This is a genomic window from Shewanella sp. 4_MG-2023, from assembly GCF_030548015.1.
Taxonomy (GTDB): Bacteria; Pseudomonadota; Gammaproteobacteria; order Enterobacterales; family Shewanellaceae; genus Shewanella.
Genome location: NZ_JAUORL010000016.1, coordinates 16,382 through 33,019 on the forward strand (window position 1 = coordinate 16,382; position 16,638 = coordinate 33,019).

Annotated in this window: 11 protein-coding genes; 7 read left to right on the plus strand and 4 right to left on the minus strand. The window is 42.2% G+C overall.

What is annotated here, in order from left to right:
- The first annotated feature begins 127 nt into the window (after positions 1-127).
- From fadB to Q4546_RS10615, 5 genes are all read left to right on the plus strand, one after another.
- The gene (fadB, locus tag Q4546_RS10595; protein WP_102520276.1) at positions 128-2,278 is read left to right on the plus strand and encodes a fatty acid oxidation complex subunit alpha FadB; all 2,151 of its coding nucleotides are present in this window, start codon (positions 128-130) and stop codon (positions 2,276-2,278) included.
- A 22-nt stretch (positions 2,279-2,300) separates the two neighbouring features.
- On the plus strand, positions 2,301-3,470 hold the full coding sequence (gene fadA, locus Q4546_RS10600) for an acetyl-CoA C-acyltransferase FadA (RefSeq protein WP_102475870.1): 1,170 nt from the start codon (positions 2,301-2,303) through the stop codon (positions 3,468-3,470).
- Between the two features lie 217 nt (positions 3,471-3,687).
- On the plus strand, positions 3,688-3,933 hold the full coding sequence (tusA, locus tag Q4546_RS10605; RefSeq protein WP_102436430.1) for a sulfurtransferase TusA: 246 nt from the start codon (positions 3,688-3,690) through the stop codon (positions 3,931-3,933).
- A 2-nt stretch (positions 3,934-3,935) separates the two neighbouring features.
- Positions 3,936-4,382 (plus strand): MOSC domain-containing protein, encoded by a 447-nt coding sequence (locus Q4546_RS10610; protein WP_303446250.1) that lies wholly within the window; start codon positions 3,936-3,938, stop codon positions 4,380-4,382.
- Positions 4,383-4,787: 405 nt separating this feature from the next.
- Positions 4,788-7,985, plus strand: coding sequence for an amidohydrolase family protein (locus Q4546_RS10615; protein ID WP_303446251.1), 3,198 nt, complete (start codon positions 4,788-4,790; stop codon positions 7,983-7,985).
- A 100-nt stretch (positions 7,986-8,085) separates the two neighbouring features.
- Here Q4546_RS10615 and Q4546_RS10620 read toward each other — a convergent pair whose 3' ends face one another.
- Entirely contained in the window at positions 8,086-8,655 is a 570-nt protein-coding gene (locus tag Q4546_RS10620) for a DNA-3-methyladenine glycosylase I (protein ID WP_102436424.1), read from the minus strand.
- A 119-nt stretch (positions 8,656-8,774) separates the two neighbouring features.
- Between Q4546_RS10620 and glyQ the strand changes: the two genes are divergently transcribed.
- Both glyQ and glyS read left to right on the plus strand, forming a co-directional pair.
- Complete coding sequence (glyQ, locus tag Q4546_RS10625) at positions 8,775-9,680, plus strand: glycine--tRNA ligase subunit alpha (RefSeq protein WP_102436422.1); 906 nt, start codon at positions 8,775-8,777, stop codon at positions 9,678-9,680.
- Positions 9,681-9,691: 11 nt separating this feature from the next.
- Positions 9,692-11,761 (plus strand): glycine--tRNA ligase subunit beta, encoded by a 2,070-nt coding sequence (gene glyS, locus Q4546_RS10630; protein ID WP_303446252.1) that lies wholly within the window; start codon positions 9,692-9,694, stop codon positions 11,759-11,761.
- 117 nt (positions 11,762-11,878) lie between these two features.
- On the opposite strand, the gene Q4546_RS10635 is transcribed toward glyS, so the two are convergent.
- The 3 genes from Q4546_RS10635 to recF form a co-directional block, all read right to left on the minus strand.
- Positions 11,879-12,982: an HDOD domain-containing protein gene (locus Q4546_RS10635; protein ID WP_102520273.1), complete on the minus strand. Its 1,104-nt coding sequence runs from the start codon at positions 12,980-12,982 to the stop codon at positions 11,879-11,881.
- Between the two features lie 114 nt (positions 12,983-13,096).
- Positions 13,097-15,514: a DNA topoisomerase (ATP-hydrolyzing) subunit B gene (gyrB, locus tag Q4546_RS10640; RefSeq protein ID WP_102436416.1), complete on the minus strand. Its 2,418-nt coding sequence runs from the start codon at positions 15,512-15,514 to the stop codon at positions 13,097-13,099.
- A gap of 15 nt (positions 15,515-15,529) precedes the next feature.
- Positions 15,530-16,612 carry a DNA replication/repair protein RecF gene (gene recF, locus Q4546_RS10645; RefSeq protein ID WP_303446253.1) on the minus strand — a complete coding sequence of 361 codons (1,083 nt, stop codon included), beginning with the start codon at positions 16,610-16,612 and terminating at the stop codon, positions 15,530-15,532.
- Positions 16,613-16,638 lie beyond the last annotated feature (26 nt).

The window sequence follows — 16,638 nt, forward strand, 5'->3', positions numbered from 1 at the left end:
ATTTCATTTCGTCGCACACTGTTTGGCAACTGGTCAAATGATGGCCGTCGCTGCTGTGAAAACAAAGCTAGATAACAACACAGTGATTGTGATGTAGAAGTCGCTTTTAGCAAAAAGGAAGCAAGCAATGATCTACCAAAGTCCTACGATTCAAGTTGAGTTATTAGAGGATAATATTGCCAAGCTGTGCTTTAACGCACCAGGTTCGGTAAATAAATTCGATAAAGAAACTCTTTCTTCATTAGATGCTGCATTAGAAAGCATCAAGCAAAACACCAACATACAAGGCCTACTGGTTACCTCTGGTAAAAGTACCTTTATCGTTGGCGCTGATATCACAGAATTTTTAGGTTTATTTGAGCAAGATGATGCCACCTTATTATCTTGGGTCGAACAAGCCAGCGCAGTATTTGATAAACTTGAAGACTTACCATTCCCAACAGCTTCTGCTGTAAATGGTTTTGCATTAGGTGGCGGTTGTGAAGCTATCCTTGCGACTGACTTACGCATCGCTGACACCAACGCCCGTATAGGCTTGCCAGAAACCAAGCTTGGTTTAATCCCAGGTTTTGGTGGTACTGTGCGCTTACCTCGTGTGATTGGTGCTGACAACGCACTAGAATGGATCACCACAGGTAAAGATCAACGCCCAGAGGCTGCTTTAAAAGTTGGCGCTATTGATGCGGTTGTTGCACCTGAAAATTTAGAAGCTGCTGCTCTACAAATGCTAAAAGATGCCATCAACGAAAAGTTAGATTGGCAGTCTCGCCGCGCACGTAAACTTAAACCACTTACATTGCCAAAGCTTGAAGCCATGATGTCGTTTGCAACGGCTAAAGGCATGGTCTTTAAAGTTGCAGGTAAACATTACCCTGCACCTATGATGGCAGTTAACGTTATTGAACAAGCTGCAACACTTGATCGCGCAGAAGCGCTAAAAGTAGAAAATAAAGCTTTCATCAAATTAGCGAAAACTGAAGTTGCCACTGCATTAATTGGCATTTTCTTAAACGACCAGTTCGTTAAAGGTAAAGCTAAGAAAGCCGGTAAACTGGCTAAGAAAGTAAACAGCGCTGCAGTATTAGGCGCTGGCATCATGGGTGGCGGTATCGCTTACCAAAGTGCAAGTAAAGGTACACCGATTGTCATGAAAGACATCGCCCAACCTGCATTAGATTTAGGTTTAGGCGAAGCGGCTAAATTACTGACAGCGCAAGTTAAGCGTGGCCGTTCTACCCCAGCTAAAATGGCAGCAGTTTTAAACAACATCACTCCAGCGTTAGATTATGCCCCCATTAAAGATGCTGACGTTATCGTTGAAGCTGTAGTTGAGCATCCTAAAGTTAAAGCGTCTGTATTAGCTGAAGTTGAAGGTTATGTTGCAGATGATGCCATCATTGCATCAAACACCTCTACTATCTCAATCAACTTATTAGCGAAGAGCATGAAGAAGCCAGAGCGCTTCTGCGGCATGCACTTCTTTAACCCAGTACATAAAATGCCATTAGTTGAAGTCATTCGTGGCGAAAACAGCTCAGAAGAAACGATTGCTTCTGTTGTGGCATACGCCAGCAAAATGGGTAAAACTCCTATCGTTGTTAACGATTGCCCAGGTTTCTTTGTTAACCGCGTATTGTTCCCTTACTTTGCCGGCTTCAGTGGTTTACTGGCTGACGGTGCTGATTTTGCCAAAATCGATAAAGTAATGGAAAAGCAATTCGGTTGGCCAATGGGCCCAGCATACTTACTTGACGTTGTTGGTCTAGATACAGGTCATCATGCACAAGCAGTTATGGCTGAAGGTTTCCCTGACCGCATGGGTAAAAATGGCAAAGATGCTATCGACATCATGTTTGAAAGTGAGCGCTTTGGTCAGAAGAATACTAAAGGGTTCTACTCTTACTCTGTTGACCGTCGCGGTAAGCCAAAGAAAGATTTAGATCCAACAAGCTATGAATTGTTAGGTAAAGAATTTGGTGAGCTAAAAGAATTCGAAGCAGATGAAGTTATCGCTCGTTGTATGATCCCAATGATTATCGAAACGGTTCGTTGTTTAGAAGAAGGCATTATTGCTTCTCCTGCTGAAGGCGATATGGGTCTGGTTTACGGTATTGGTTTTCCACCATTTAGAGGCGGTGTATTCCGTTACCTAGATACCATGGGTGTTGCTAACTTTGTTGCACTTGCTGACAAGTTTGCTCACTTAGGTGGTTTATATCAAGTGACTGATGCAATGCGTGAGCTTGCAGCCAATAACGGTACTTACTACCCAGCCTAATTAGCAGTAAAGGAATAACATCATGAAAAACGCTGTAATCGTCGACTGCATTCGTACTCCGATGGGCCGCTCTAAGGCTGGAGTATTTAGAAATGTACGTGCAGAAACTTTATCTGCAGAGCTAATGAAATCATTATTAGCACGTAATCCAAAACTTAATCCAACAGATATCGAAGATGTTATCTGGGGTTGTGTGCAACAAACTCTTGAGCAAGGTTTCAACATTGCTCGTAACGCGGCGCTTTTAGCTGGCATTCCAAAATCAGCTGGCGCCGTAACGGTTAACCGCTTATGTGGTTCATCAATGGATGCCTTGCATCAAGCAGCCCGCGCAATTATGACTGGCCAAGGCGATACCTTTATCGTTGGTGGTGTTGAGCACATGGGTCATGTACCAATGAACCATGGTGTAGACTTCCACCCAGGTCTTGCTGCTAACGTGGCAAAAGCATCTGGCATGATGGGCTTAACCGCTGAAATGCTAGGCAAAATGCACGGTATTACTCGTGAACAACAAGACGCTTTTGCTGTACGTTCTCATCAACGCGCTCATGCAGCTACTGTTGAAGGTCGTTTTGATAATGAAATCGTTCCTATCGAAGGACACGATGCAAACGGCGCGTTAATTAAAGTGACTCACGATGAAGTTATTCGTCCAGAGACGTCATTAGAGTCTTTATCAGGTCTACGCCCAGCGTTTGACCCAGCTAACGGCACAGTAACAGCGGGTACCTCTTCTGCACTTTCTGACGGCGCTTCAGCTATGTTAGTGATGGAAGAAGAAAAGGCTCGCGAATTAGGTTTACCGATTCGTGCTCGTATCCGCTCTATGGCGGTTGCTGGTTGTGATGCAGCAATTATGGGTTACGGCCCAGTTCCTGCAACTAACAAAGCCTTAGCTCGCGCTGGATTAAACATAGATGATATGGACGTGATTGAATTGAATGAAGCATTCGCTGCGCAATCATTACCATGTGTTAAAGATCTTGGTTTAACTGATGTTGTTGACGAAAAAGTTAACTTAAATGGTGGCGCGATTGCATTAGGTCATCCATTAGGTTGTTCAGGTACGCGTATCTCAACAACACTGATTAACTTGATGGAAGCAAAAGATGCTAAATATGGTTTAGCCACTATGTGTATTGGTTTAGGCCAAGGCATTGCAACTATCTTTGAGCGCGTTGATAGCTAAATCTAATTTACTATTACAGCTACATTAGTAGCATCAAAATTAAAAACCGAGCTATCTAGCTCGGTTTTTTTATCCCTGCTTTTAAAGCAATGTTTCACGTGGAACATCATATTTCGGTGAGCATAACATCACGCTTTACTAATAAAGCTAGCATCAGTGTTGCATCAAACTTTAACCAGAGTAAAATTAGCGCAATTGTTGAGTAAGAAGAATTGATATGACTAAAGATTTTACTGCCGCAGACCACCACTTAGATGCGCTTGGTTTACGTTGCCCAGAACCTGTAATGATGATCCGTAAAACTGTGCGTAAAATGGCAGAAGGTGAAAGCCTATTAATTACTGCTGATGATCCAGCAACCACCCGTGATATTCCAAGCTTTTGTGAGTTTATGGATCATACTCTTCTAGCAAGTGATACTAACCAAACACCATACAAATACCTGATTAAAAAAGGCCTCTAATCATGATTTCGTTACACGCTATTGCTTACAAAACTGCTAAAAAAGGGCCGATGAAGCCAGTATTTTGTGCCAAGGTAAGTTTATTAAAAGGCGTTGAAAACGATATTTTTGGAAAACCCGGAAAACGGCAAGTGACCGCCATGTCGCAGCAACAGTGGCAATTAGCCTGTAATGAAATTAATGCCGATTTAGACTGGTTAACCCGAAGAGCCAATATATTAATTGATGGCTATAAGTTTAGCGCCGCAGATGTTGGTAAAGTCATTAAACTTGGTAATGATGTTAGCTTACTGATTACCGGTGAAACCGACCCATGTAAAAAAATGGAGCAGTCACAGCAAGGTCTTGAAAAAGCCCTCACCCCAGATTGGCGTGGTGGCGTAACCTGTAAAGTGATAACTGAAGGCCTGATCCAAATTGATGATCAGGTTTCAATAATAACCATATAAGTGTGCCTATTGAGTTTTATCTTTAATGACAGTTGCACTGAGCAAAATGAATAACTATTCAGTGCTTTATTACACTAAACAAACTTGCAAAATTAGATACATACTCACGTATTTTTATACGACTTAATTAAAACTCAGTTCAAAGCCCCCCACAATTTAACCAACATACAGCAATTTATCAGATTGAAATAGCTAAACACCCAGCTTCATATCGCTGAGCTGCAAATAATTATTCTACAGCCTAGCAGTCACCCGATAGCTGTCATTATTTGAAACAGAATATCTATTTAGTTATTGGCTAATATATGCGATAAATGTCATCAGATTTGTAACTCGCCAATAACACTAAGAAACATAAAAGTGTTAACGCGACCTATAACAATAATGACAACAAATGGACTGTGCATGCTAACTTCAAAAATAAAACCTCTCTACACTGCGATAGCGTTAAGCTTAGCAAGTGTTTCTCTTGCTGCTAATGCCTCTGATGATGCTTCTAAAGAAACAGAAAAATGGCAAGTTAATGCGCCTGCGAACGCGCCGCTAGAAAAACTCTCTATTGATGTCACCGAAGGCACATGGATGAATGTCAGCGTTTCCCCTGACGGTAAGACCATAGTGTTTGACTTACTCGGTGATATTTATCAAATGCCAATAAAAGGTGGCGAGGCAAAAAAACTCGCTTCTGGCATCGCTTGGCAAATGCAGCCGGTATATAGCCCAGATGGCAAATATATTGCCTTCACCTCAGATGAAGATGGCGGTGATAATATTTGGGTAATGAATGCTGACGGTTCGAACCCACATCCTGTAACCAGTGAAACCTTCCGCTTGCTCAATAGCCCAGCTTGGAGCCCTGACTCACAATACTTAGTGGCCCGCAAACATTTTACCGGTAGTCGCAGTTTAGGTGCTGGTGAAGTGTGGATGTATCACGTCGCTGGCGGCGAAGGGGTAAAATTAACTGAGCGTCCGAACGAACAAAAAGATTTAGGCGAGCCTGCCTATTCACCTGATGGCAGATATATTTATTTCAGCCAAGATGCTACCCCAGGCAAAACCTTTCACTACTCAAAAGATTCAGTAAAAGGTATTTATAAAATTAAGCGCTACGATACTCAGTCTGGTGATATAGAAGTATTACTTGAAGGCACTGGCGGCGCCATTCGCCCAACACCTAGCCCTGATGGCACCAAGTTAGCTTATATCAAACGTGATGGCTTCCAATCTTCGCTGTATTTACTCGATTTAAAATCAGGGGCGCAAACTAAGCTTTATGGTGATTTAGATCGTGATATGCAAGAAACATGGGCAATTCATGGTGTGTATCCGACCATGTCTTGGACCCAAGACAATGAACAAATTGTTTTTTGGGCCAAAGGTAAAATTAATAAATTAACCCTTGAAGACAAGTCTGTTGAGAATATTCCTTTCAGCGTTAAAACTGAATTAGAGGTGCAACCATCAGTACGCTTCACTCAAAATCTAGATAAGGATAATTTCGACGTAAAAATGCTGCGTATGGCACAAGTCTCACCTAACGGTGAAAAAGTGGTTTTTGAAGCATTAGGCAAACTTTGGATCCGTGATATTGAAGATGGTAAACAAAAGCGTTTAACTAGACTTGATGATGACGTTAATGAACTATTCCCGCAATGGTCACGGGACGGCAAGAATATCGTCTTTACCACTTGGAATGATCAAGACCAAGGCACCGTCAGTATTGTGAGTAGCAAAGGTGGTCGCAGTAAACAACTGACATCACTGCCAGGTAAATATGTCGAACCAACCTTTTCACCAGATGGTAAAACCGTTGTCTACCGTAAAGCGAAAGGCGGATATGTCACTCCTAGAACTTGGTCCCAAGAACCGGGTTTATATAAAGTTGATCTAAAGAATAAGCAAAATATCAAAGTTTCAGCTAGCGGTTATCAGCCACAATTTGGCGCTGATAATAATCGTGTCTTTTTTATGGATCACGGTAAAACCCCAGAACTGGCATCAATCAGTTTAGACGGCTTTGAAAAACGCACTCACTACACTAGCGAACATGCTACCGAATTTAGAGTGTCACCAAATGGTGAGCACCTTGCCTTTGCTGAACGCTTTAGAGTTTATGTCACCCCTTTTGCCAAGCATGGCGAAACCATCAAAATCAGCCCGAAAGCGAAAAACTTACCAGTAATGCAATTAAGTGCCCGCGCAGGTGAAAGCATTAGCTGGAACAGTAACAATGAAGAAATTTATTGGACTTTAGGCCCAGACCTTTATCAAGCCAAAGTGGATACTGACTACAACAGCGATGAGGAAGCTAAGCCTGAAGTTACTGCTATTGGTTTCACTAAAAAAGCAGATGTTCCACGTGGAACAATCGCATTTGTTGGTGGCAAAATCATTACCATGGAAAATGACCAAGTTATTGATAATGGTGTTGTCATCGTTAAAGATAATAAAATTGTCAATGTTGGCGATGCTAACTTAACCATTCCAACTGATGCACAAATCATCGACATTAAAGGTAAAACTTTAATGCCAGGTTTATTTGATGCCCATGCTCATGGTAGCCAAGCAGATGATGAAATCACGCCACAGCAAAACTGGCAATTATACTCAGCACTGTCATTGGGCGTGACTGCAATACATGATCCGTCAAATGACACCACTGAGATTTTTGCAGCATCAGAGCAACAAAAAGCCGGTAATATTGTGGGTCCGCGCATATTCTCAACCGGAACTATTTTATACGGCGCTAATGCACCAGGTTACACATCCCATGTAGATTCACTGGATGATGCAAAATTCCATTTAGAGCGTCTTAAAAAGGTAGGCGCTTTCAGCGTGAAAAGTTACAACCAACCACGTCGTAACCAACGCCAACAAGTGATTCAGGCTGCCCGTGAATTAGAAATGATGGTGGTTCCTGAAGGTGGTAGTTTGCTGCAGCATAACTTGTCGATGATTGCTGATGGCCATACCACTGTCGAACACTCATTACCCGTTGGTTCTATCTATAGCGATATTAAACAGTTCTGGAGTCAAACCAAAGTCGGTTATACCCCAACACTGGTTGTCGCATATGGCGGTATTTCTGGCGAGCATTACTGGTACGATAAAACTGATGTTTGGGCACACCCTCGCTTAAGCATGTATGTTCCGTCTGATATTCTTAATGCCCGCTCAATGAGAAGAACAACTGCACCGGATGAACATTACAATCACTTCAATGTGGCACGGGTTGCCAATGAGCTAAATGATATTGGCATCAAACCCAATATTGGTGCTCATGGTCAACGTGAAGGTTTAGCGGCGCACTGGGAAATGTGGATGTTTGCTCAAGGTGGTATGAGCAAAATGGATGTGCTGAAAACAGCAACCATAAACCCTGCAACCACCTTCGGTATGGATCATCAAATAGGCTCAATTAAAGCCGGTAAACTAGCTGATATTATTGTGATTGACGGCGACCCATTAACTGATATTCGTGTGACTGATAAAGTGTCTTACACCATGGTCAATGGTAAGTTATTTGATTCAGAAACCATGAATCAATTGAATGGCGAAGAAGTTAGCCGTAAACCATTTTTCTTTGAGAAAAAAGATTAATACTGAGGCAACAAGCTTAGGCTAATCGAAAATGATTTAGCAAAAAAAGAAAAGGATGTTCCACGTGGAACATCCTTTTTTTATTTGCTAAAAAACTGCGTTAAACAAAATCGCTTCCATAACAAAAACAATCTGTTGTATGGTCATTAACCATACCTACCGCTTGCATAAAAGCATAACAAATAGTTGGCCCTACAAAGTTAAACCCAAGCTTTTTAAGTGCTTTAGACATGGCCTCAGATTCTGCTGTTTGAGCAGGTAAATCCGCCGAAGTTAAATAATGATTTACGACAGGCTTACCGCCAACAAACTGCCAAAGAAATTCAGAAAAATCATTACCCTGCTCAACAAAGGCTAAATAGGCTTTGGCATTTCGAATAATAGAATTAACCTTTAGACGGTTCCTGATAATTCCAGGGTTTAATAGTAATTCTTCGACTTTGGCATCATCGAATGTGGCAATCACTTTTGGATCAAAATTGGCAAACAAAGCTTGGTAATTGTGTTGCTTCTTTAAAATGGTGATCCAAGATAATCCTGCTTGCTGACCATCCAAGCAAAGCTTTTCAAATAACTCGATGGGATCATAAACAGGCCGCCCCCAAACATTGTCATGATAGTCTTGATAAATAGGGTCATCACTGACCCAACCACAACGTTGTTGAACCATTTATTGAGTCCTTTACTATTTTTAATCTCTACGTTAAAAAATAACCTACATAAGCCTTTATCTACAAGGTATAATCAAAACCATTTTCTATTTATAGCCTAACCAGTAGATAAGCGGACATGACGACGAAACACGACGTAAAAACATTCCAGGGCTTTATTATGACCCTGCAGGAATTCTGGGCGCAGCAAGGTTGCGCAATAGTTCAACCATTAGACATGGAAGTTGGCGCTGGTACATTCCACCCAATGACATTCTTGCGCTCATTAGGCCCAGAGCCTATGAGTAGTGCTTATGTTCAGCCATGTCGTCGCCCTACCGATGGCCGTTACGGTGAAAACCCTAACCGTCTACAACACTACTATCAATTTCAAGTAGTGCTTAAGCCTTCTCCTAGCAATATTCAAGAGCTATACCTTGGCTCTTTAGAAGCACTAGGCGTAGATATGGGCGTCCATGATGTTCGCTTCGTAGAAGACAACTGGGAATCACCTACATTGGGTGCTTGGGGTCTAGGTTGGGAAGTTTGGTTAAACGGTATGGAAGTATCGCAATTTACCTACTTCCAACAAGTGGGCGGTTTAGAGTGTAAGCCTGTAACTGGTGAAATCACTTACGGCCTTGAACGTCTTGCGATGTATATCCAAGAAGTTGATAGCGTATATGACCTAGTATGGACAGACGGTCCAATGGGTAAAGTGATGTATGGTGATATTTTCCATCAGAACGAAGTTGAGCAATCAACCTATAACTTTGAACACGCCAATGTAGAAGTACTATTCAAGCAGTTTGATGATTGTGAAGTCGCTTGTCAGCATTTACTTGACCTTGAAAAGCCATTGCCTCTTCCTGCATACGAACAAGTAATGAAAGCATCTCATGCCTTTAACTTACTTGATGCTCGCCACGCGATTTCGGTTACTGAACGTCAACGTTATATTTTACGTGTACGTACTATGGCCAAAGGTGTTGCAGAGTCTTACTACCAAGCCCGTGAAGCGCTTGGTTTCCCAATGTGTAAGTAGAGGTAAATAGAATGAATGTTGAAAACTTACTCATTGAAGTGGGTACTGAAGAATTACCGCCAAAAGCATTACGTAAATTAGCTGAATCATTTTTAGCTAACTTCAGCGAAGAGCTAACCAAAGCTGAGTTGGCCTTTGAAAAAGCCACTTGGTACGCTGCGCCGCGCCGTTTAGCTATTAGCATTGAACAACTTGCTGTAGCTCAAGCTGACAAGGTCGTTGAAAAACGTGGCCCTGCTGTTGCCCAAGCATTTGATGCTGATGGCAACCCAACGAAAGCAGCTATGGGCTGGGCTCGTGGTAACGGCATCACTGTGGAACAAGCTGAGCGCTTGAAAACAGATAAAGGCGAATGGTTATTACACCAAGCTAAAGTGGTTGGCGTAGAAACTAAATCACTGATCGCAGCCATGGCGCAAAAAGCATTAGATAAGTTACCAATTCCTAAGCCAATGCGCTGGGGAAGTAACACCACACAATTTATCCGTCCGGTTCATACCGTTACTATGCTATTAGGTGATGAGTTAGTTGATGGTGAATTGTTAGGTATCAAATCAGCACGTACTATTCGTGGTCACCGCTTTATGGGCGTTGATACCTTCGAGTTAGATCATGCTGACAACTACTTAGCCGCTCTTGAGCAGCAAGGTAAGGTTTTAGCTGATTACCAACGTCGTAAAGATATTATCAAGACTAACGCTGAAGCTGCAGCCAAAGACATTGGCGGTGTAGCAGAACTTGAAGATGACTTACTTGAAGAAGTCACCTCTTTAGTTGAATGGCCTGTCGTCTTAACTGCTAGCTTTGAAGAAAAGTTTTTAGACGTACCGGCTGAAGCCTTGGTTTACACCATGAAAGGCGATCAGAAATACTTCCCTGTATTTGATAAAGCCGGCCAGTTGCTACCAAACTTTATCTTCGTGACTAATATCGAATCTAAAGATCCACAGCAGATTATTTCAGGTAACGAAAAAGTAGTTCGTCCTCGTTTAGCTGATGCTGAGTTCTTCTTTGAAACAGATAAGAAAGAGTCATTAGAAGCGCGCCTTGCTAGCTTAGAAACGGTTGTATTCCAAAAGCAATTAGGCACGATTAAACAACGTGTTGAACGTATCTCTGCAATAGCCGGTTTTATTGCCACCAGCATTGATGCCAACAGCGAAGAAGCGAGCCGTGCAGGTTTACTGTCTAAGTCAGACTTAATGACCAATATGGTGATGGAGTTTACTGATCTTCAAGGCACTATGGGCATGCACTATGCACGCTTAAATGGTGAAACTGAAGCTGTCGCGGTTGCTTTAGCTGAGCAATACAAGCCAAAGTTCTCTGGCGATACCGTGCCTACTGCACCTATTTCAATCTGTGTCGCGCTAGCTGAAAAGCTTGATACCTTAGTGGGTATTTTCGGTATTGGCCAAGCCCCTAAGGGTGCTGCAGATCCATTCGCACTGCGTCGTGCAGCGATTGGTATTTTACGTATTTGTTTAGAAAACAACTTGCCATTAGACTTAGTTGATTTAATTGATAAAGCAAAACAATTACACGGTGAAAACCTCACTAACGACAATGTGTCTGAGCAAGTGCTTGAATTCTTCATGGGTCGTTTCCGCTCTTGGTATCAAGATCAAGGCGTCAGCGTTGACGTTATTCTTGCAGTGCTGGCACGTAAGCCTACTGCACCGGCTGACTTTGAAAGCCGTATTAAAGCTGTGGCGCACTTCAGAACGTTAGAGCAAGCCTCTGCTTTAGCTGCAGCTAACAAGCGTGTTTCTAACATTCTAGCCAAAGTTGAAGGCGAGACTGCCACTAGCATTGATGCCAGTTTATTGGTTGAACCTGCTGAGAAAGCATTAGCTGAAAAGTTAGCTGAACTGCAACCACAGCTTGCGCCATTATTTGCTGCGGCAAACTACCAAGAAGCGTTAGCATTACTGGCGAACCTGCGTGAAAGCGTTGATGCCTTCTTTGAAGGTGTCATGGTAATGGCTGATGATGAAGCCCTTAAGAATAACCGCTTAGCATTACTAAATAGCCTGCGTGAGCAATTCTTACATGCTGCAGATATCTCACTACTACAATAATAGTTAACCCTATTAAGTTGTAAAAAAAACGCGCTTTAACATCAGTTAAGCGCGTTTTTTATTGGCTGATTTTTAAAGCCTCATGATTAATTTTAAATGAAGACTTCGAATCAAATATTAAAAGCTAATCAGTTTTTGATGGAAAACATCAAACTCAGATTGATTCAAACCGACTTGCTGCAATAGCTGCTGTAAATCATCTTGTTCAAGTTTATCTTTTTGCCGCAACATAGAACACTCACTGATGATATTTGCCCGCCATACAGCCAATGCCATCATGTCTGTTGGACGATAATCAGAATTAGCTAATTGTGCTAGCTGAAACTCAAACTGTGCTGGCAGCTGCCAATGCTTCGCCAGTAACGCACTTAGCCCTAACGACTTAGTGGTCATCACTTGCTTAAACAATGCCGAACTTGGCTGTTCACCCGGCTCGGCTTTTTCAAAGGCATCCAGCAGCATTTTGAAAATGGCGATTTTGCCAACATCATGAAGTAATCCCAGTAAAAACACCGTATCAGCATCTTCTTCAGCTAAGTCACTGGCAATAAAAGCCACTTGCATTGAATGACGCCAAATTTCAGCGCCAAAACGCCTAAAGTAAATCGGCTTAATATCAATCATTTCTTTCACTAAACAACTGCGAACAAACTGACGTAATTGCGCTCGCCCTAACTGCACAATAGCTTGGTGTAGATTAGTAATATCTTTGCCTGAACGCTTAAAAGCACTTGAGTTGCATAACTTTAATACTTCGACGCTCAGTACCGGATCTTGCTCAATTAACTGCAGTACTTGTTTGGTTTCAATCTCATCTTGGGATAGTTTATGGTCAAGCTCGGTTATGCGCCTTGGCAGTTTTAACACCTTGGCAGCAATATCTTGAGGTGCACTAAAAGCGATGTCGATTTCGGCTAATATGCTACGTTCAAGATTATTAGCCATGCCACCAGTTTTATGGCTACTCATAGGAAAAAGTAGACTATAAAACAGCGCCGACAAATCTATTTGTTGCGCCTCTTCTGGTGTTTCACTTGAGTTGCTTAAGTATGATTTAGTTTGCCTTACATATGAGTTACTAGAGCACAGTTTCGAGTCTGTAGCGCTTGACTCTTGGGTGTTAGCCGATAGCAATGAATGCTGCTCATTTAATGCTTTGGCTTGTTTGACCTCAACGGCCGGTCTTAAATTAAAAATCTTATTGAATAGCTTTTTAAACACAATAAATTACCTACACTTCAGGTAAATATACAACAGTGACAAGATGAGTTTGTAGAGATTACCGATAAAAAAATGGGCGCCTTAAGGCACCCATTTAATGTATTTTAAACTCGACTACACGTCTAAGTTAGCAACGTTTAGCGCGTTAGTTTCAATGAAGTCACGACGCGGTTCAACTTGATCGCCCATCAAACAAGTAAACAATTGATCAGCGCCTACGGCATCTTCAATGGTGACTTGTAGCATACGACGAGTTTCAGGATCCATTGTAGTTTCCCACAATTGCTCAGGGTTCATTTCACCCAATCCTTTATAACGTTGGATGTACAAACCACGTTTAGCTTCAGACATAGTCCAATCAAGCGCCTCTAAGAAGCTATCAACTTCTTTCATACGCTCGCCACGTTTAACATAGCCGCCTTCTTCAATCATACCGTCTAATGCTGAGCCTAACTTAGCAATACGTTGGTAATCATTTGATTGGAAGAAGTCGTAACTAAATACGTAGTTAGTATCAATACCATGCTTACGGATTGTTAGGCTTGGTAGGTATACCTGACGCTCAGGATCTAATTGTGGTTCAATGTTATAAATAACGCCGTCAGTTTCAATCTCAATAAGGTCAGCGACAAAGGCATCACACCACTGCTTCATTTGTGCTTCGTCAGCCAGCATTTCATTGTTCAGTGCTGGGTGGTAAAGCATACGGTTACAAATAACCGTTGGGTAACGCTTAGTTAAACGCTCAATAACCGCTTCAACCTCACGATACTGGCTCACTAAACGCTCTAGTGGCTCACCTGTCATACCTGGTGCACCCGCAGAAGGGTAAATATGAGTACCATCTAACGCTTGAGTGGTTAAGTATTCCGTTAGTGCTGGCTCATCTTTTAGGTACTGCTCTTGCTTACCTTTTTTAACTTTAAATAAAGGTGGTTGAGCAATATAGATGTAACCACGTTCAATCAACTCTGGCATTTGACGGAAGAAGAAAGTCAACAGCAGCGTACGAATGTGCGAGCCATCGACGTCAGCATCGGTCATGATGATGATGTTGTGATAACGGGTTTTCTCAGGATCATAATCATCACGGCCAATACCACAACCTAATGCAGTGATCAGCGTCGCGACCTCTTGAGAAGATAACATTTTATCGAAACGTGCTTTTTCAACGTTAAGAATTTTACCTTTTAGCGGAAGAATAGCTTGGTTTTTACGGTTACGTCCCTGCTTGGCTGATCCGCCAGCAGAGTCCCCTTCCACTATGTATATTTCAGAAAGCCCAGGGTCTTTCTCTTGGCAATCAGCAAGCTTACCTGGCAAACCACCTAAATCTAATGCGCCTTTACGACGGGTCATTTCACGGGCTTTACGCGCCGCTTCACGAGCACGTGCCGCATCAACGATTTTACCAACAATTAATTTTGCATACGTTGGGTTTTCTAATAGGTAATCATTTAATTGCTCACCCATTGTTTGTTCAACCGCACCTTTCACTTCACTCGACACTAACTTGTCTTTAGTTTGTGAACTGAATTTAGGATCTGGCACTTTTACTGAAATAACCGCGGTTAACCCTTCACGAGCATCATCACCCGTTGCATTGGTTTTACCTTTTTTATTGAAACCTTCACGCTCCATATAGTTATTTAAGTTACGGGTTAATGCACCCCGGAAACCCGCTAAGTGAGTACCGCCATCACGTTGTGGGATGTTATTGGTAAAACAGAAAATCTTTTCTTGATAACCGTCATTCCACTGCATTGCCACTTCAACGGTAATGCCGTCTTCACGCTCTTGAGTAAAGTGGAAAACCTCTTTATTCACCGGCGTTTTATTGAGGTTAAGGTAATCAACGAAAGCACTGATGCCGCCTTCGTATTTAAAGAATTCATCACGGCCATCACGTTCATCAACTAAACGGATACCCACACCTGAGTTCAAGAATGATAATTCACGAACACGTTTAGCCAAGATGTCAAAGTGGAATAGCACATCTGAGAATGTTTCACTGCTTGGCCAGAAACGGATTGAAGTACCGGTTTTTTCTGATTCACCCACTGGGGTGATTGGCGTATCAGGTACACCCATTGAATAAAACTGCTCGTAAACTTTACCGTTACGACGAATGGTCATTTGCAGTTTTTCAGATAATGCGTTTACAACCGAAACACCAACACCGTGTAAGCCACCTGATACTTTATAAGAGTTATCATCAAACTTACCACCGGCATGAAGTACCGTCATAATAACTTCGGCAGCGGACACACCTTCTTCTTCATGAACCTCTACAGGAATACCACGGCCATCATCTTGTACTGATACTGAGCCATCTGAATGAATGGTGATAGTAATGTCACTACAGTGGCCTGCTAAGGCTTCATCGATAGAGTTATCGACCACTTCGAATACCATGTGATGAAGACCTGTACCATCGTCAGTATCGCCGATGTACATCCCTGGTCTCTTACGAACAGCATCAAGGCCTTTTAAAACCTTAATACTCGAAGAATCATAACTATTCTCTGACATATTTCTCTCTCGTTTTTATTCAACTACCGTGACTTGCCCATGTTCCACATGAAACATCTTACTTGGTGGGCTAGCCAGCGAATCGACTATTGCAACAGGATCAATCGCTGTGACAAAAATTTGTGCACCGGTTTCGGTTAACTGTTTTAGTAATAGTTGCCTATGCTGAGCATCTAACTCAGATGGAAGATCATCCACTAGGTAAATACTATGCTTGTTTTGCTGTTTTTGAAGCAATTTACCCTGTGCAAGGCGCAGTGCACAGACTAATAATTTTAACTGTCCTCGGGATAACGCATCCTGTACCGGTAAGCTGCCAACGCGTAATCGTAAATCCGCTTTATGTGGTCCACTGCCGGTATTTCCCGATGCTAAATCTCGGTGATATTGAGCTTTAAGTAACTCGGCAAATTCCGTTTTGCTATCCCAGCCACGGGTAAAGGAAACCTTAATATCAACCCGTGGTAAAAACTCTTCGATTATACCCTTAAGTAGCTCATTTAACGAGTCCACATATTGATTTCGTATCGAAGTAACCTGCTCAGCATAACGCACCAATTCCTTATCCCAAAATTGTATATTGGTGTAAGAGGCTCCATCTCTAAGAAGCTGATTTCTTTGCTTTAAAATTCTTCTGGTATTCACCCATGCCGTATAAAAATGACTGTCAGCATGAAAAGCTCCCCAGTCGATAAACTGCCGGCGTGCTTTTGGGCCTTCAAATAGTAAAGAAAAACTTTCAGGGGTGATAACTTGAATAGGTAACGTCTCAGCTAATACCGATAATCGCTTCACGTTATCGCCATTAAATTTAACATCAATGTCGCCATTGCGGAACCGTCTAAGGCCTAATTTAGCTTCGCCATTAGGCATTTCGAGCTTGGCAAACAAGGTCAGTTGATCTTGCTCAATATTGATAACCCGCTGGGACAGATGGCTACGAAACGAACGCCCCATACCGAGAAAATAAATGGCTTCTAAAATGCTGGTTTTACCACTGCCATTTTCACCATAAATTAAATTAAGCCCATCACTTGGCGCTAATGTCGCTGACAAAATATTTCGGAAATGTTCGATATTGAGGCGGGTTAAACTCATGGAAAATAAACAGACCCTAATTTAAA